The following is a 16,662-nucleotide window of genomic DNA, read 5'->3' as shown; positions in this document are numbered from 1 at the left end:
CGTCCTGCACCTCGCGAACCCGTCCGTCCTGCACCTCGCGAACCCGTCCGTCCTGCACCTCGCGAACCCGTCCGTCCTGCACCTCGCGAACCCGTCCGTCCCGCACCCCGCGAACCCGTCCGTCCTGCACCCCGTGAACCCGCCCCGCCCGCACAAGCCCCCTCCGCTCCACTGGCCGCCGCCGATGTCCGCCCCGACACTGGACAGGTGCACCCAGTCAAAGTCACGGCCGCTGCCGTCGGTGCCGTACTCGCCGCCGGTGCGGCCGGCGTGGCCGCGGGGCGGTTCGCCAGTGACGCCGCGCTGAAGGCACCGCCCGGCCGGCCCCTGCCCACCGAACCCCGGCTCACCGTGCACGGCACCGCGGCCGGCCGCATCACCCTCACCCGCGACCTGGCCTCGCTGCGCCCCGGCACCTACGGGCTGGCCGGCGACGGCTCGCACGCGGTCGTCGGCGCCGTCCTGGAGTCCGCCGCGAACACCCCCGACACCGTCGTACGGCGGCTGGAGCGGGTGACCCACGGCACCTTCGAGACCGGCGACCGGGCCTGGCTCACCGCCAACGTGCACGTCGGCAACCCGGGCACGGCCCTGGGCCTGGAGTACGCCGACGTCGACCTGCCCGGCGAAGTCGGCCCGCTGCCCGCCTGGTTCGTGCCCGGCCACCGGGACACCTGGGTGATCGCGGTGCACGGCCTGGGCACCACCCGCGAGCTCTCCATGAACGTCATGGCGTTCCTGCACGCCCGGCGCCTGCCGGTGCTCGCCCTCGCCTACCGCGGCGACCTCGGCGCCCCGCGCCCCCCGGACGGGCTGAACCACCTCGGTGAGAGCGAGTGGCGCGACCTGGACGCGGCGATCCGCTACGCCGTCCGCTACGGCGCCCGCCGCGTCGTCCTGCACGGCTGGTCCACCGGCGCCACCATGGCGCTGCGCGCCGCCGCCCACTCCGCACTGCGCGAGCGGATCTCCGGCCTCGTCCTGGACTCCCCGGTACTCAGCTGGGAGGCCACCCTGCGCGCCCTCGCCCAGGCCCGGCACACCCCCGAGCACCTGTTGCCGCTCGCGGTACGCGCCGCCCAGGGCCGCGCCGGCCTGCACGCCGACCACGCCGCCGACCCCTTCGACCCGGGCCGGCTCACCGTGCCCGCCCTGATCGTGCACGGCCCGGACGACGCGTTGGCCCCCTGGGTGTACTCCCGGCGGCTCGCCGAGCGGCGCCCCGACCTGGTGGCCCTGTACACCGTCCAGGACGCCCCGCACGGCGCGATGTGGAACGCCGACCCGGAGGAGTACGAGGAACGACTGCGCCGGTTCCTCACGCCCCTGATGTGATGCGCCCCGAGCGTGCTCCCCGGCGTACTCCCCGGGAGTGCGCTCTCCGGCGTGCACTCCCGGGGGAGCGCTCCCCGGCGGGCGCCCCTGGCATCCGATGGCACCCCCGATGTGATTCTTCCCGCACTCGCCGGTCCTTCCCTTCTGCGGCCCCGCCCGCTCCCGTCCCGAGCCGGAAACCCCGGATCCAGCCGGTTCCGGAGGTTCCGTTTAACGTCGTACCACTGGCCTGAACATGTCTCCTCGCCTCCCCTCGCACCCCGTGCGTTGGCCAGCCCCGTCGCCCGCCGTGACATTCCGTTTGGGTTTTCGGACCGTCAACCGGAAGACTGCACCCGTGACGTCCCGTATCCCGCGCGACTCAAGGCTTCGACTCGTCCGAACGCGACCCCTGGCCGCCGCCCCCCGAGCGATGAACCAGCGGCCCGCGCGCCGCCCCGCACCCCGCCCGCCCGAGGGCACCCCGGCCCCCGCCGAGCTGGCCAGAATGGCTCGCTCCGGCCTGGCCGGCGCGGCCCGCGTCGCCCACTGGGCGGACACCGCACTCGGGCCGGGCAGCGACGGCGCGACCGCCGACGGCAAGGCCACACTCTCCGACGCGTCCGCCGAACGCGCGTCCGACGACCTGGGCCTGACCGCCGCTCAGATCCGCGCCGACTGGGACACCGCCCGCCTCGCCGGCCTGGTCGAGGTGCACGGGGACAGCGCGCGCCCCGGCTGGCGCCTGCGCGCCTGGGACCGCGACGACAGTGCCGTGCTGCGCGGCTGGGTCGCCCTCTTCGACGCCTGGTCGCTCGCCCACCCGGAGTCCGCCGAGTTCGAGCCCGCCGCCGTCGCCGAGGTCGTCTCGGCCATGCCCCAGGTGCTCTCCTTCCTCCAGCTGTCCGCCGGTCCCGTCCCGGTCGAGCAGCTCCTGGACCTGCTGGGACAGCGGGTCACCGAACTGCGCACCGAGCGCTGCGAGGTCCCCTACGACACGGAGCACGGCACCGGGACCGCCCGGCCGCTCGCCGCCGTGCGCTCCGCCGACGCCGACCCGGCGGAGCACGCCCCGGCCGAGGACCCGGCCCCCGCCGACGAGGCCGAGCTCGCCCCCCTCCTCGACTGGGCCCTGCACGCCCTCGCCTCCGTCGGCGCGCTGACCTACGGCGACGGCCAGGCCACCCTCACCCCGCTGGGCAGCTGGGCGGTCTGGGTCAAGCTGGAGCAGATCTGTGTCGCCGCACAGAGCCCCGCGGGCAACATCGAGGTCGCAGCCGAGGAGATGCTGCGCGGCTGCGCCCAGCTGCGCCCCAACGCGGCCCGCGCCGAGTACCGCGCCTGGCTCGCCGCCCGCCCCGTCGGCGGCGCCGTCACCGAACTCGTCGACGCCGCCCGCGGCGAGGACGCCCTGCTGCGCGGCCTCGCCTTCGAGGCGCTGCGCGTCGTCGGAGCCCCTGCCGAACCCGACGTCCGCGCGGTCGTCGACGAGCCGACGCTGCGGCCGTACGCCCTGCTGTGGCTGGCCGAGCACGACGGGATCGACCCCGAGGACGCCCACGAGGTGCTCACCCGGGAGGAGGCCACCTGGCTCTGGGTGGACACGGCCGCCGCGGTCGCCGACCACGGCGAGGCGCCGCTGCTCGTCCGCCACCTGGAGTCGGCGCTGCAGCCCACCGTCCCCGCGCTGCTCGACGAGGTCCGCGCCGTCGGCCACCCGCGCACCGTGCAGGTCCTGGTCGCGCTCGCCGCCGCCCACCCCGACCCGGCACTGGCCAAGGCCGTCCGCCGGGCTGCCTTCCAGGTGCACACCGGAGGCTGAGCACGTCCTTGGAAGTGCCGCGCCATGCCGTCGGTCGACCGCGGCGCCGTCGCGGCCGGTCGCGCGGTTCCTCCCGCCTTCGGCCGGGGGTGCTCCCAGCGCCCCGCACGGGGCGCTGCCGAACCGCGGCGGACTTCGTCGGACCCGCTCAGCCGGCTATCTCGGGTGCGTACGTGCCGAAGCTCCAGACGTTGCCCTCGACGTCCCGGGCCATGTAGTCCCGCGAACCGTAGTCCTGGTCGGTCGGGGGCATCAGGATCTCGGCGCCGTGGTCGACGGCGCGCTGGTGGTGCGCGTCGACGTCGTCCACGACGATGTACACCCCGGTCGGGCCGCCGCCCTCCATCGCCGCGTCGAACCGGCCGCCGCGACCCCGGGAGCCCAGCATGACCGCCCCGTTGCCCTGCACCAGTTCGGCGTGGAGCACCATCCCGTCCTCGCCCTCGTACACCGACAGTTCGGTGAAGCCGAAGGCCTCCGTCAGCTGCTTGATCGCCGCCTTCGCATCCGTGTAAAGCAGCGACGGATAGATGCTCGGCCGCCCGCCACTCGTGCCCGCCATCCCGATCACTCCCTCGTGCGTCGGTCCCCCGAAAGCCGTCGTTCCGGCCTGGTCCCCAGTCTTGCACCCGGCACTGACAACGCCCCGGGCCTGTACCGTCGTTGCAGGTCAGCCGCTCATCCGAAGGTGTTGCAGCGAGCCATGTCGCCGGTCCGGTAGCCCTGGTAGAACCACTGCCGGCGCTGCTCGGCCGACCCGTGCGTCCACGTCTCCGGCGTCACCCGCCCCTGGAACCGCTCCTGGATCCGGTCGTCGCCCACGGCCGCCGCCGCGTCCAGCCCGTCCCGGATGTCCGCGGCCGTCAGGCTGGTGATCAGCGGGCGGCCGGTCGACTCGTCCTTCGTGGTCGTGGCGTGGTGCGCCCACACCCCGGCGTAGCAGTCGGCCTGCAGCTCCAGCCGCACCGAATTGCTGTTCACCCCGGTCAGGTTGGACTGCGACCTGCGCAACGTGCCCATCAGGTCCTGCACGTGGTGCCCGTACTCGTGCGCCACGACGTACGCCTGCGCGAACGGCCCGCCGCTCGCGCCGAACTTGGACCGCAGTTCGTCGAAGAAGCCGAGGTCCAGATAGACCTTCCGGTCGCCCGGACAGTAGAACGGACCCACCGCCGAGGTCGCCGTCCCGCACGCTGTTGCGACCTGCCCGCTGAAGAAGACCGTGGGGGCGGCCGTGTAGGTGCCGTGGCGGCGCCGGAACTCCTGCGTCCAGTAGTCCTGCACGCTGTTGACCACCGCCACGATCCGGCAGTCCTCCCTGCTGTTCGCGTCCCGTCCGGTGCGGCAGGTCTGCTGCACCTGCGCCAGCGAGGAGGAGGCGGGCGCGGGCGAGCTGTCCCCGGAGGAGAGCCCCAGCTGGTCCGGGCCGACCCCGAGGAACAGGGCGAGAAGCAGCGCGATCAGGCCGGCCAGACCGCCGCCGACGGTCTTCCTGCCGCCCGGGATCCGGCTGCCCCGCACGTCCTGCACCTCGGAGGTGTCCAGGTTCGCGTCGTCGTCGAACTGCATGGGGCACCACCTCCTGCTCGCTCCGTCCCCCACCACCACCTTGCGGCATCCGCGCCGCCACTTCGCGCCGATGACCGGACCGACGCCCGAACGGGCGACGTCCCGCCCCGCCCCCGCGTCACGCCCGCCCGCCCGCCGCGGGCGTGGCTACGCTCTGCGCCTGACCCGTGGCACAGGGGCGCCCGGCCGGGCGCCGAAGAAGGAGGGAGTGGCCGTTCTGCGGCACAGGAGAACCACGCCACCGGACGCCGGGGCACTCCTGGAGCAGTCCGCGCCGCCCTGCCGGGAGCAGCCCGGCGCCGCCTTCCCGCACCGGCCTTCGAGCGCCGTCCCGAGGACGCCCCGCGCACACCGGCCCGTCAAGCGCCTCCTCGCCCTCGCGCTGCTCCTGGCGGCCGGGCTGCTCACCGTCGCCCACCAGATCCGCCCCGCCCCCTACGGCGACCACCTCACCTCGGGCCCGCCCGCGCCCACCGCACGCGCGCGTGGCGAAGTCGTCGAGGCGTACGACGGGCCGACCCTGCGCTGGCGGTACGCACGTCCGGGCCGCCGCCCGCTCAGCGTGCTGCCCACGCGCGGGCAGGCCATCACCGTCTGGGACGACGGGCTCGTCACCGACACCGACGGCCGCTCCGTGCGCTGGCACCGCGCCCTGCCCGCGGCGACCGACTGGCTGCGCGCCCGGGGCGGCGCCGGCGTCCTGCGCCCCCTGGGCCGCGGCATCCTCGCGGTCGTCACCCCGTCCCGGATCGCCGCGTACCGCACCGCCGACGGCGACCTGCGCTGGGTGCTGCCCGCCCGCGCGGGCTGCGCCTTCCGTCCCGAACGTGCCGTACGTCACGGCCACGCCCTGCTCGTCGCCCAGCCGTGTGCGGACGGCGCCTGGACCGCGCAGCTGGTCGCCGTGGACGACCTGGGCGGAATCGCCCCGCACCGCACGCCGCTGGGCAACGAACCGCCCCGCGCGGGACGTCCCGAACACCCGCGCACCGAAAAAGCGCTTGCGCCGCCCCGTTAGACTTGGCCCATGGCCATTCTCCTCGCGCATTAGACGGCGGGAACGTCCTCAGCCGCCCACCCGTCACTATCCGTACGCTCTGGAGTCTGTCCGTGATCTCCGCCTCCGGTATCGAGCTGCGCGCCGGTGCGCGCGTCCTCATCGAGAACGCCACATTTCGGGTCGCCAAGGGTGACCGCATCGGTCTGGTCGGCCGCAACGGCGCCGGCAAGACCACCCTCACCAAGGTGCTGGCCGGCGACGGCATCCCCGCCGCGGGCACCGTCACCCGCTCCGGCGAGGTCGGCTACCTCCCGCAGGACCCCCGCACCGGCGACCTCGACGTCCTCGCCCGCGACCGCGTCCTCTCCGCGCGCGGCCTGGACGTCCTGATCCGCAAGATGCGCGAGAACGAGCAGCGCATCGCCAACGGTCAGGGCGCCACCCGGGAGAAGGCGCTCAGGCAGTACGAGCGCCAGGAGACCGAGTTCCTCACCAAGGGCGGGTACGCCGCCGAGGCCGAGGCCGCCACCATCGCCGCCGCGCTCAACCTGCCCGACCGGGTGCTCGGCCAGCCCCTGCACACGCTCTCCGGCGGTCAGCGCCGCCGGATCGAGCTGGCCCGCATCCTGTTCTCCGACGCGGACACGCTCCTGCTGGACGAGCCGACCAACCACCTCGACGCGGACTCGATCGTCTGGCTGCGCGACTACCTGAAGACCTACCGCGGCGGCTTCATCGTGATCTCTCACGACGTCGACCTGGTCGAGACGGTTGTCAACAAGGTCTTCTACCTGGACGCCAACCGCTCCCAGATCGACGTCTACAACATGGGCTGGAAGCTCTACCAGCAGCAGCGCGAGGCCGACGAGAAGCGCCGCAGGCGGGAGCGCGCCAACGCCGAGAAGAAGGCCGCCGCGCTGCACTCCCAGGCCGACAAGATGCGCGCCAAGGCCACCAAGACGGTCGCCGCGCAGAACATGGCCCGCCGCGCCGACAAGCTGCTGGCAGGACTGGACGCCGTCCGCGTCTCCGACAAGGTCGCCAAGCTCCGCTTCCCGGAGCCCGCGCCCTGCGGCAAGACCCCGCTGACCGCCGAGGGCCTGTCGAAGTCGTACGGCTCGCTGGAGATCTTCACGGACGTGGACCTGGCCATCGACAAGGGCTCCCGGGTCGTCATCCTCGGCCTCAACGGTGCCGGCAAGACGACCCTGCTGCGTCTCCTCGGCGGCGTCGAGCAGCCCGACACCGGCGAGGTCATCGAGGGCCACGGCCTCAAGCTCGGCTACTACGCGCAGGAGCACGAGACCCTCGACCCCGGGCGCACGGTCCTGGAGAACATGCGCTCGGCGGCGCCCGACATGGACCTCGTCGAGGTCCGCAAGGTGCTGGGCTCGTTCCTGTTCTCCGGCGACGACGTCGACAAGCCGGCCGGGGTCCTCTCCGGCGGCGAGAAGACCCGTCTCGCCCTCGCCACCCTGGTCGTCTCCGCCGCGAACGTCCTGCTCCTGGACGAGCCGACCAACAACCTCGACCCCGCCAGCCGTGAGGAGATCCTCGGCGCCCTGCGCACCTACAAGGGCGCGGTCGTCCTCGTCACCCACGACGAGGGTGCTGTGGAGGCGCTCCAGCCCGAGCGGATCATCCTGCTGCCCGACGGCGTCGAGGACCTGTGGGGCGCCGACTACGCGGATCTGGTCGCCCTCGCCTGAGAGCCGGTCCCGTCGCCGCCGTTTGATCGAATGCCTGATCCACTGGCTATGGATCATTCGGCCTATCGGTGATCCATCATCTGTGTGAGATCTCCTCGTATCGAGGTGTGTCCTACATCGATTTCGCGGCCGATCCCTTTGTCGACAAGGGATCGGCCGTTTCGCGTGCCTGACCTGGCACTTCACGGGAGAACCGCTTCGGGATCACGGACAACCCGCGACGGAATCACGGATTCCGCATGTGGGGATGCGCTCCTGTCGTCACAACGATGTCTCACGGACCTTGCCGAATGGGTGGCCATCACGCCCCGGAGGGGTGATCATGAGGGGACCAGAGCGCACTTCCCATGAGGAGGCACGGGTGGCCGAGACTCTGAAGAAGGGCAGCCGGGTGACCGGCGCCGCGCGCGACAAGCTCGCGGCAGACCTGAAGAAGAAGTACGACTCCGGTGCGAGCATTCGGGCACTGGCCGAGGAAACCGGCCGCTCGTATGGCTTCGTCCACCGGATGCTCAGCGAGTCGGGTGTCACGCTGCGTGGGCGTGGCGGGGCGACGCGGGGCAAGAAAGCCGCGTCCTGACCCCGGGCGGCCCATCGGCTTCGATGGTGGCCACCCGGTCGGTCGAGTGATCGGCCGGGTGGTTACTGTGCAGTCACTTAGCATGCCGGTAGGCAACGCGTGATGACCGCACACATCGGAGGCGCCCCATGGCTTCGCCCGACCAGGACCTCGCTCCTGTTCTCGACAAGGACGGCGTACGGCTCACCGTCGACGACGCGCTCGCCACGGTGACGCTGACCAACCCGGCCAAGCGCAACGCCCAGAGCCCCGCGCTGTGGCGGGCGTTGGCCGAGGCCGGGCGGTCGCTGCCGGGGTCGGTCCGGGTGGTCGTGCTGCGCGGTGAGGGGCAGTCCTTCTCCGCGGGCCTCGACCGGCAGATGTTCACGCCGGAGGGGATCCCCGGCGAGCCGACCTTCGTCGAGCTCGCGGGCCGTGACGACGCCGGACTCGACGCGTCCATCGCCGAATTCCAGGAGGCGTTCACCTGGTGGCGGCAGAGCGACATCGTGTCGATCGCCGCCGTGCAGGGGCACGCCATCGGGGCCGGCTTCCAGCTGGCCCTCGCCTGCGACCTGCGGGTCGTCGCGGACGACGTGCAGTTCGCCATGCGCGAGACGAGCCTCGGACTGGTGCCCGACCTGACCGGCACGTACCCGCTCGTCTCCCTGGTGGGCTACGCCCGCGCGCTGGAGATCTGCGCGACCGGACGCTACGTCCAGGCCGGCGAGGCGGTGGCCTCCGGGCTGGCGAACGTCGCGGTGCCGGTGGGCGAACTCGACGCGGCGGTACGGGACCTGGCCGGGGCGCTGCTGGCCGCGCCGCGGGACGCCGTCGTGGAGACCAAGGCGTTGCTGCAGGGAGCCGCCGGCCGTACCTACGACGAGCAGCGGGCCGCGGAGCGGCAGGCGCAGGCTCGGCGGCTGCGGGACCTGGCGGGGGTGGGCGAGTAGTTCACCGCCGGCCGGTGGGGGTTGCTCGCGCGGTTCCTCCCCCGCCCTTCGGCCGGGGCTACCGCGAGCGCCCCCGGCGGGGCGCTTCAGCCGACGTCCGTCACCAGCACAGCCACCGTCGGCCGGTCCTCCAGCGCCTCGCCGACCGCCGTACGGACGCGCCGGGCCACCTCCACGGCCCGTGGGCCGTCGGTCAGCGCGACCTCCACCCGCACATGGCGGCGCGGCAGCGCGGTGTCGAAGTGGACCTCCCGGCTCAGTGCGCCCGTCACCCGGGCCACCCCCGGCACCGCCAGCGCCGCCGCCGTCACCCGGGCCCCTTCGGGATCCGCCCCCTCGCGGACCGACGGCGGCCGGGGCGCGGACACGGCCTCCGGTTCCGCCGGCTCCTCCGCCAGCAGGTCGGTCACCCGCAGGTCCGTCTCGACGACGGACAGCCCCAGCCGCTCCGCGGCCGCCGCCAGTGCCCGGCGCAGCCGGGACGCGGTCGCCGGCAGGGGCTCGGCGGCCGTCGCCGCGAAGTCCGCCGTCAGCCGCAGCGGCCCCGGCGGTACCGCCCCGGGCGGCGTCGGCACGACGGCCTGCGCCACCTCCGCCGGATCCGCCAGGGCGATCCGCACCGCACCCAGCCGCACTCCCGCCACCCCGGCCGCCGCCCGCCGCAGGACCGCGTCGGCCGCCGCCTCCGTGAGCCACGCCCCGTCCTGCGGCCCGCCCAGCGGGAGGAGCCTGCCCAGGCCCAGCAGGTGCCGTAGCGTGTCTGTCCGTCGCTCCGCCGTCATTGCTCCAGCCTGCCGCATCTCCGGGGCACGACAGGACATCCGCACGTACCTTGGTCGCAGGACGACGACGGGAAGGGACGCACGGCGATGACCGAGATGGCGGCGGAGCCCGAGAAGGACCCGACGGTACAGACCCGGAAGACGGTCAGGCGCGGCGGCGGCGACCCGGCGACCCGGGGGCGGACGACGATCGCCGACGGGGTCGTGGAGAAGATCGCCGGGCTGGCGGCCCGCGACGTGGTCGGCGTGCACGCGATGGGCAGCGGCCTCGCCCGCACCTTCGGCGTGGTGCGCGACCGGGTGCCCGGCGGCTCCAAGTCCGTGAGCCGGGGCGTGAAGGCCGAGGTCGGCGAGGTGCAGACCGCGCTGGACCTGGAGATCGTCGTGGACTACGGCGTGTCGATCGCCGACGTGGCCCGCGCGGTCCGGGAGAACGTGATCGCCGCCGTGGAGCGCATGACCGGTCTCGAAGTGGTGGAGGTCAACATCGCGGTGAGTGATGTGAAGCTTCCGGAGGAAGAGGAAGAAGAACCGGAGTCCCGGCTCCAGTGACCGCTGACCGGGACCGCCGACCGGGACCGTTGACCGGGACCGCTGAGGGGAGCGCACCATGAATCTGGCCGTCGTCGGCATGATCGCCGGCATGGCGCTGGGCTTCGCCGGATACTTCGGCGGGTTCGGCGCCTTTCTGCTGGTGGCGGCGCTCGGGGCCATCGGGTTCGTCGTCGGACGGTTCGCGGAGGGAGACCTCGAACTCGGCGACTTCTTCCGCACCCGTGACGACCGCCGCGACCGCCGGCGATGACCCCCGCGAGCGGTGAGACGCGCGGCGCTCCGACGGGCGTGGCGCCCGGCGAGCGCGGTGCCGTCCGGATCGCCGACCGGGTGGTGGCGAAGATCGCCGCGCAGGCGGCCCGCGAGGCGCTCGGCCCCCTCCCGAAGGACGCCGTACCCCCGCACGCCACCGTGGTCACGCACCACGACACGGCCCGCGTCCGGGTCCACCTCGAACTGGACTATCCGTCCGACATCGGCGCCCGGTGCGCGGCCGTGCGTCGACACGTGGTCGAGCGGGTAGGCGCGTTGGTGGACATGGACGTCCGGGAGGTCGCCGTCCACGTCGAACGGCTGCACCCGGACCGGGCCCAGGGGAGGGCGTGATGAGCACGGAGCAGACACCGGTCATCGAGAAGCCACCGCCACCGGCCGCCGTACCACCGGCCGGCCGCGAGTCCCGCTTCTGGTCCCCGCGCCGCGCCCCCGCCACCCTGGTCGCGGTGCTCGTCCTGGTGACCGCGGGCGCCTTCCTGTACGACATCGCCGCCGTACGGGCCCACCACCCCGCCATGCACTGGCGCCGCGAACTGGCCCGCCGGCTCGCGGCGGAGCCGCTCGACGCCACCTGGGTCCTGGTGGGCGCGGGCATCGCCGCAGCCCTCGGCCTGTGGCTGCTGGTCCTGGCCGTCACGCCCGGCCTGCGGGACCTGCTGCCCATGCGGCGCACCCACCCCGACGTCCGCGCCGGGCTGCGCCGGGACGCGGCCGCGCTGCTGCTGCGCGACCGGGCCATGGAGATCTCCGGCGTGCGCCGGGTGCGGGTACGGCTGCACCGGTCCCGTGCCCACGTCCTCGCCGTCTCCCACTTCCGTGAACTCGACGAGGTGCGGGGCGACCTGGAGGCGGCCCTGACCGACGCGATCCGCGCCATGGGGCTGGCCCACGAACCCGCCCTGACCCTGCAGGTGATCCGCCCCGGCCGGAAGGGGTGACGTCGTGCTCGGCACCGTCAACCGCGTACTGATCGCCCTCGCGGGCCTCCTGCTCCTCGCCCTCGGCGGCTCGGTCCTGGCCGTCGGCCTCGGCGCCCCGTCCCCGTCCTGGTGGATCCACCACGGCCGCCACGACGTCCTGCTCACCACGGCCGAGCGCACCCACTGGCGCGCCGAGGGCTGGTGGTGGCCGACGGTCCTGGCGGCGCCGGCCGTGCTGTTCCTGCTCGCCCTGTGGTGGCTGACCGCCCAACTGCGCCGGCGCCGCCTGACCGAGGTCCTGGTGGACACCGGAGACGGTGAGAACGCGCTGCTGCGCGGCCGGGCCCTGGAGACCGTCCTGGCGACGGACGCCGCCCACCAGGAGGGCGTCTCGCACGCCCAGGCGGTCCTGAGGGGTACGCGTACGGCCCCGGAGGTACGGGTGTGGCTCCAGCTGGAGCCGGACGTGGCCCCGGGGGAGGCTCTGGACACCCTGACGGCTCAGGCCCTGACCCATGCCCGGGACTCGGCGGCCTTGCGGAAACTCCCCGCCGAGGTCCGGCTGAGCTCGGTGCGGCACCGTGCGGAAAGGGTGACCTGACAGCGCCGTCCGGGGCCGCGCACACCCGGCCGCGGGCCTGCCGCCCGTCCCGTGGGTTCGCGCCCACGGGCCCGCTGCCGTCTCAGGACGGCTTCGCCTCGGGGGCGAACGCGGGCAGCCTGTCGAGGCTGCTGCGCACGGCCTCGGCGCCGTACTCGAACATCTGCCGCTCGTAGGCGCCGACCGCGCCGAGCAGATCCTGGCGGCCTTCGGCGGACGCGATCAGGCAGCGGCGCAGCAGGTCGGCGTCGCGCAGCGCGGTGTTCGCGCCGTTGCCGCCGGTCGGGGAGGTGGCGTGGATCGCGTCGCCGAGCAGCGTGACCGGGCCGGACGGCCAGCGCCCGCCGGGCTTGACCACCCGGATGGACAGCAGCGCGGTGTTGTCCGGGTCGGCCTGCTCGATCAGCGCGCGCAGCTCCGGGTGCCACCCCGCCATCCTGGACAGCACGGCGTCCTGCGCGGTCGGGTCCGCCGTCGAGCCGTCGGGCGGCAGGATCATGGCCCAGCGCACGTAGTCGCCGATGTCGGGGAGCGTGACGTCGGGTGCCAGCCGCTCGGCGGCCTGCTTCGGCGGGGTGCGGAAGCGCATCGCGCCGAGCAGCAGGCTGACGCCGTCGCCCGTGATCTTCGAGCCGTAGGCCTTGGACAGGCCGGCGAACTCGTCGGTCAGCGGGGTGCGGCCGATCACGAACCGGACGCCGGTGTCGGTCGGGACGGTCTGCGGCGCCAGCACCCCGCGGACCGCGGAGGCGACGCCGTCCGCGCCGACGAGCAGGTCGGCGGTGGCCGGGCCGCGGCGGGCGAAGCGGGCCGTGACCTTGCCGTCTGCCGACACGTCGTAGCCGGTCAGGGCGGCATCGGTGTGCACGGTGAGGCCGGTGAGCAACAGGTGCCGCAGTACCTGCCGGTCGACCACGATGCCGGTCCGGCCCGCGCCGAGCCTGCCGATCTCGTTCAGCTGCGGGTCCAGGACCAGCTGCTCGGCGGAGGCGTCCATGACGATCTCGTCCAGCAGCGGGTGCCAGCGCGCCGGCAGACAGGCGCGCACCGCCTGGAAACCGGCCGGGTCCAGCACGAGCCGGTAGCCCTGGAACCGGGCCACGATCCCAGGGTCGCGCTCGAACACCTCGGCCTCGATCCCGGCGCCGCGCAGACCCTGCGCGAGAGCCAGGCCTCCCAGACCGGCTCCGACGACGGAAACTCGCATCCCACACCTCCGGGGACCTCGTTACGAACTTAGTTCGTCTGACGATCTAAGTTCTACTCAACGAACTTAGATCGCGTCAAGCTATAGTGGTGGGCATGCCCGCAGACCCCCGCCGACACCGCGCAGCCCGCCACGCCCAACCCGCGGGGGAGGCCGCCGCGCCGGCGCCGCGCCGGAGGCCGATCACCGTCGAGCGGATCACCGACGCCGCCCTGGAAGTCGTCGCCACCGAGGGATACGACGCGCTGACCGTCCGCCGGGTGGCCGCCGTGCTCGGCACCGGTCCGTCGTCGCTGTACGCGCACATCGTCAACAAGGACGACATCGACGATCTGCTGATCGGCAGGCTCTACGCCGAGGTCGTGCTCCCCGAACCGGCCCCGGCCGCCTGGCGCGAGCAGCTGATCGGGGTGTACACGGAGATCCGTGACCTGTACCTGGAATACCCCGGGGTCTCGCGCGCCGCGCTGGCCGTGGTGTCGACCAACCTGGAGACGCTGCGGGTCGGCGAAGGCATCCTGGCGATCCTGCTCGCGGGCGGCATCGAACCGCGGACGGCCGGATGGGCCCGCGACGCGCTGTCCCTCTACGTCAGCGCCTATGCGCTGGAGCAGTCGCTGGTCCGGCAACGGCGCCGGCACCAGGACCAGGAATGGGTGCTCGGCCGCGAGGAGTTGCTGGACCGCTTCACCGCACTGCCTGCCGAGAGGTTCCCGCAGACCCGACGCCATGCCGCCGAGCTGATCTCCGGCACCGGACAGGACCGCTTCGAGTTCGCCCTCGGCCTGCTCGTGAACAGTCTGCGGCCCGTGTCCGGTTGACCCGTGGCAGGGTCAGAACCCGTGCCGCATCCCCCCGTCGACGGGCACCATGATCCCCGTCAGGTAGGACGCGGCCGGCGACATCAGGAACGCCGCCACCCGCCCGAACTCCTCCGGGGTCCCGTACCGCCGCAACGGAATCCGCGACTCGTGCTCGGCCCGCGTCGCCTCCGGGTCGGCGGACATCCTGTCCAGCTCCCGCGCCCGGTCCGTGTCGATCCGGGACGGCAGCAACCCCACCGCCCGGATCCCGCGCGGCCCCAGTTCGTCCGCCAGCGACTTGGCGAACCCGGCAAGACCCGGCCGCAGCCCGTTGGAGATCGTCAGCCCGGGAATCGGCTCGTACACCGAAGCGGACAGCACGAACCCGATGACCCCGCCGTCCCGCAACCCGGCCGCGGCCGCGCGGGCGAGCCGTACGGCCCCCAGGAACACCGACTCGAACGCGCTCTGCCACTGCTCGTCCGTGTTGTCGGCGACGAACCCGGCCGGCGGCCCGCCCACGCTCACGAGGATCCCGTCGAACCCCCCGAACCGCTCACGCGCGACCGCGATCAGCCGCTCCGGCGCCGCCGGGTCCGCGTTGTCGACGCCCACGCCCACCGCGTTCGGCCCCAGTTCGGCCGCCACGTCGGCGGCCCGCTTCTCGTCGCGGCCGGTCACCACGACCTTCGCCCCGTCCGCGACCAGCTCGCGCGCGGCCGCGTGGCCCAGCCCGCGGGTCGCTCCGGTGACGACGTACACCCGGTCCTTCAGTCCAAGATCCATGGCCCCTATCCTGCCCGCTCGCCGCCGAAGAGCGTGAGGGCGGTGTTCACCAGACCGATGTGACTGAACGCCTGCGGGAAGTTGCCCAGCTGACGCCCGGTCTCCGGGTCGTACTCCTCGGACAGCAGCCCCACGTCGTTGACGAGCCCCACCAGCCGTTCGAACAGCTCCTTCGCCTCGTCGGTGCGGCCCGTCATGTGCAGCGCGTCCGCGAGCCAGAACGAGCAGGCCAGGAAGGCGCCCTCGCCGCCCGGCATCCCGTCGACGCCGATCGCGTCGGTGTCGTAGCGGCGCAGGAACCCGTTCTGCCCCAGGTCGTCGCGGATGGCGTCCACCGTGCCGACCACCCGGGGGTCGTCCGGCGGCAGGAAGCCGACGCGCGGGATCAGCAGCAGGGCGGCGTCGAGCTCGCGTGAGCCGTAGTACTGCGTGAAGGTGTTGCGCTTCGGGTCGTACCCCTGCTCGCACACCTCCCGGTGCACCTCGTCGCGCAGCGCGCGCCATCTCATCAACTCGCCCTTGAGCTCCGCGTGGTCCTCCAGGGTCTGTACCGCCCGGTCCGCGGCCACCCACACCAGCACCTTGGAGTGCACGAAGTGGCGGCGGCCGCCGCGCACCTCCCACAGCCCCTCGTCCGGCTGCCGCCAGGCCGTCTCCAGGAACTTCATCAGCGCGCACTGGATGGCCCACATGTGCGGCTTGGTGGGCAGACCGGCGCTGCGGGCCAGCGACAGCGAGTCCATCACCTCGCCGTACACGTCCAGCTGGAGCTGGTCGACGGCGCCGTTGCCGACGCGTACCGGCCTGGAGTCGGCGAAGCCGGGCAGCCAGTCCAGTTCGAACTCGGGCAGCCGGCGCTCGCCGGCGAGGCCGTACATGATCTGCAGGTCCGCCGGGTCGCCGGCGACCGCGCGCACCAGCCAGTCACGCCAGCGCTCGGCCTCCTTGTGGTAGCCGGCGGCGAGCAGGGCGCCGAGGGTGAGGGTGGAGTCGCGCAGCCAGCAGAACCGGTAGTCCCAGTTGCGCACCCCGCCCAGCTCCTCGGGCAGCGAGCTGGTGGCCGCCGCGACGATGCCGCCGGTCGGCTCGTAGCTGAGCGCCTTGAGGGTGATCAGGGAGCGCACGACCGTGTCCCGGTGCGGGCCGTCGTAGGTGCAGCGGGCGGTCCAGCGCCGCCAGTCGGTGACACTGGCCCGCAGCGCCTCGTACGGGTCGACGAGCGGCGGCCGCTGCTGGTGCGAGGGGTGCCAGGTGAGCACGAACGCGACCCGCTCGCCCTCCGCGACGGTGAACTCGGAGTGCGTGCCGAAGTCCTCGCCCCAGGTCCGCACCGACGGTTCGCTGCGCAGCCACACCGAGTCAGGACCGGCGACCGCGACCCGGTGGCCGCCGGAGCGGCGCATCCACGGGATGACCGAGCCGTAGTCGAAGCGGAGCCGGAGCGTGCTGTGCACGGTGACCCGGCCGCTGACGCCCTCGACGATGCGCACGACGTCCGGCGCGTGCTCGCGCTGGGGCATCAGGTCGGTGACGCGGACGGTGCCCTCGGCGGTCTCCCACTCGGTGTCCAGGACCAGGGTGTCGGGCCGGTAGCCGCGCCGGGTGCAGGTCGTGGCGCCACCGGGGGCGATCCGCCAGTGGCCGTGGTCCTCGTCGCCCAGGAGCCTGGCGAAGCAGGCGGCGGAGTCGAAGCGGGGCAGGCACAGCCAGTCGATGGAGCCGTCCCGGCCGACCAGGGCCGCGGTCTGCTCGTCGCCGATGAGTGCGTAGTCCTCGATGCGTCGGTCCACGGGAGCCGGTTTCCCT

General features: G+C 73.6%; 18 protein-coding genes. 12 read left to right on the top strand and 6 right to left on the bottom strand.

Annotated elements, in window-relative coordinates:
- Positions 1-207 precede the first annotated feature (207 nt).
- Together ACIQVL_RS00350 and ACIQVL_RS00345 are read left to right on the top strand one after the other, a co-directional pair.
- Positions 208-1,335 carry an alpha/beta hydrolase gene (locus ACIQVL_RS00350; protein WP_403473869.1) on the top strand — a complete coding sequence of 376 codons (1,128 nt, stop codon included), beginning with the start codon at positions 208-210 and terminating at the stop codon, positions 1,333-1,335.
- A 412-nt stretch (positions 1,336-1,747) separates the two neighbouring features.
- Positions 1,748-3,136, top strand: a complete 1,389-nt coding sequence (locus tag ACIQVL_RS00345; protein ID WP_403435376.1) for a hypothetical protein — start codon at positions 1,748-1,750, stop codon at positions 3,134-3,136.
- A 148-nt stretch (positions 3,137-3,284) separates the two neighbouring features.
- On the opposite strand, the gene ACIQVL_RS00340 is transcribed toward ACIQVL_RS00345, so the two are convergent.
- Together ACIQVL_RS00340 and ACIQVL_RS00335 are read right to left on the bottom strand one after the other, a co-directional pair.
- Positions 3,285-3,698: a VOC family protein gene (locus tag ACIQVL_RS00340; protein WP_403435378.1), complete on the bottom strand. Its 414-nt coding sequence runs from the start codon at positions 3,696-3,698 to the stop codon at positions 3,285-3,287.
- Between the two features lie 116 nt (positions 3,699-3,814).
- Positions 3,815-4,705, bottom strand: a complete 891-nt coding sequence (locus ACIQVL_RS00335; RefSeq protein WP_403435380.1) for a neutral zinc metallopeptidase — start codon at positions 4,703-4,705, stop codon at positions 3,815-3,817.
- Between the two features lie 208 nt (positions 4,706-4,913).
- Between ACIQVL_RS00335 and ACIQVL_RS00330 the strand changes: the two genes are divergently transcribed.
- The 4 genes from ACIQVL_RS00330 (at position 4,914) to ACIQVL_RS00315 (ending at position 8,926) form a co-directional block, all read left to right on the top strand.
- Positions 4,914-5,723, top strand: a complete 810-nt coding sequence (locus tag ACIQVL_RS00330) for a hypothetical protein (protein WP_403435382.1) — start codon at positions 4,914-4,916, stop codon at positions 5,721-5,723.
- A gap of 92 nt (positions 5,724-5,815) precedes the next feature.
- A complete protein-coding gene (locus tag ACIQVL_RS00325; RefSeq protein WP_403435384.1) occupies positions 5,816-7,414 on the top strand; it encodes an ABC-F family ATP-binding cassette domain-containing protein in 1,599 nt (532 codons plus the stop codon).
- A gap of 361 nt (positions 7,415-7,775) precedes the next feature.
- Positions 7,776-7,994 (top strand): helix-turn-helix domain-containing protein, encoded by a 219-nt coding sequence (locus tag ACIQVL_RS00320; RefSeq protein WP_046727957.1) that lies wholly within the window; start codon positions 7,776-7,778, stop codon positions 7,992-7,994.
- Positions 7,995-8,122: 128 nt separating this feature from the next.
- Positions 8,123-8,926, top strand: coding sequence for an enoyl-CoA hydratase/isomerase family protein (locus ACIQVL_RS00315; protein ID WP_403435385.1), 804 nt, complete (start codon positions 8,123-8,125; stop codon positions 8,924-8,926).
- An 86-nt stretch (positions 8,927-9,012) separates the two neighbouring features.
- Here the strand turns inward: ACIQVL_RS00315 and ACIQVL_RS00310 are convergent, their stop codons facing one another.
- On the bottom strand, positions 9,013-9,708 hold the full coding sequence (locus ACIQVL_RS00310; RefSeq protein ID WP_403473868.1) for a nucleopolyhedrovirus P10 family protein: 696 nt from the start codon (positions 9,706-9,708) through the stop codon (positions 9,013-9,015).
- An 87-nt stretch (positions 9,709-9,795) separates the two neighbouring features.
- Between ACIQVL_RS00310 and ACIQVL_RS00305 the strand changes: the two genes are divergently transcribed.
- The 5 genes from ACIQVL_RS00305 to amaP are packed head-to-tail and all read left to right on the top strand — an operon-like array spanning position 9,796 to position 12,060.
- Positions 9,796-10,260, top strand: coding sequence for an Asp23/Gls24 family envelope stress response protein (locus ACIQVL_RS00305; protein WP_089101589.1), 465 nt, complete (start codon positions 9,796-9,798; stop codon positions 10,258-10,260).
- 58 nt (positions 10,261-10,318) lie between these two features.
- Complete coding sequence (locus ACIQVL_RS00300; protein ID WP_403435388.1) at positions 10,319-10,513, top strand: hypothetical protein; 195 nt, start codon at positions 10,319-10,321, stop codon at positions 10,511-10,513.
- Positions 10,510-10,869: an Asp23/Gls24 family envelope stress response protein gene (locus ACIQVL_RS00295; protein WP_403435390.1), complete on the top strand. Its 360-nt coding sequence runs from the start codon at positions 10,510-10,512 to the stop codon at positions 10,867-10,869. The genes ACIQVL_RS00300 and ACIQVL_RS00295 overlap by 4 nt, the downstream gene beginning before the upstream one ends.
- Complete coding sequence (locus tag ACIQVL_RS00290; protein ID WP_403473867.1) at positions 10,869-11,477, top strand: DUF6286 domain-containing protein; 609 nt, start codon at positions 10,869-10,871, stop codon at positions 11,475-11,477. Before ACIQVL_RS00295 ends, ACIQVL_RS00290 begins: the two co-directional genes overlap by 1 nt.
- 4 nt (positions 11,478-11,481) lie before the next feature.
- Positions 11,482-12,060 (top strand): alkaline shock response membrane anchor protein AmaP, encoded by a 579-nt coding sequence (amaP, locus tag ACIQVL_RS00285; protein ID WP_403473866.1) that lies wholly within the window; start codon positions 11,482-11,484, stop codon positions 12,058-12,060.
- Between the two features lie 82 nt (positions 12,061-12,142).
- On the opposite strand, the gene ACIQVL_RS00280 is transcribed toward amaP, so the two are convergent.
- On the bottom strand, positions 12,143-13,267 hold the full coding sequence (locus ACIQVL_RS00280) for an FAD-dependent oxidoreductase (RefSeq protein ID WP_403473865.1): 1,125 nt from the start codon (positions 13,265-13,267) through the stop codon (positions 12,143-12,145).
- Between the two features lie 95 nt (positions 13,268-13,362).
- Between ACIQVL_RS00280 and ACIQVL_RS00275 the strand changes: the two genes are divergently transcribed.
- Positions 13,363-14,088 carry a TetR/AcrR family transcriptional regulator gene (locus ACIQVL_RS00275; protein WP_403473864.1) on the top strand — a complete coding sequence of 242 codons (726 nt, stop codon included), beginning with the start codon at positions 13,363-13,365 and terminating at the stop codon, positions 14,086-14,088.
- 12 nt (positions 14,089-14,100) lie between these two features.
- On the opposite strand, the gene ACIQVL_RS00270 is transcribed toward ACIQVL_RS00275, so the two are convergent.
- Both ACIQVL_RS00270 and ACIQVL_RS00265 read right to left on the bottom strand, forming a co-directional pair.
- Complete coding sequence (locus tag ACIQVL_RS00270) at positions 14,101-14,856, bottom strand: SDR family oxidoreductase (RefSeq protein ID WP_403435399.1); 756 nt, start codon at positions 14,854-14,856, stop codon at positions 14,101-14,103.
- A gap of 5 nt (positions 14,857-14,861) precedes the next feature.
- Positions 14,862-16,646, bottom strand: coding sequence for a glycoside hydrolase family 15 protein (locus ACIQVL_RS00265; protein ID WP_403435400.1), 1,785 nt, complete (start codon positions 16,644-16,646; stop codon positions 14,862-14,864).
- Positions 16,647-16,662 lie beyond the last annotated feature (16 nt).

The sequence above is a fragment of the Streptomyces sp. NPDC090499 genome, from assembly GCF_044769305.1.
Classification (GTDB): domain Bacteria; phylum Actinomycetota; class Actinomycetes; order Streptomycetales; family Streptomycetaceae; genus Streptomyces.
This window is presented reverse-complemented; position numbering and strand designations above follow the sequence as displayed.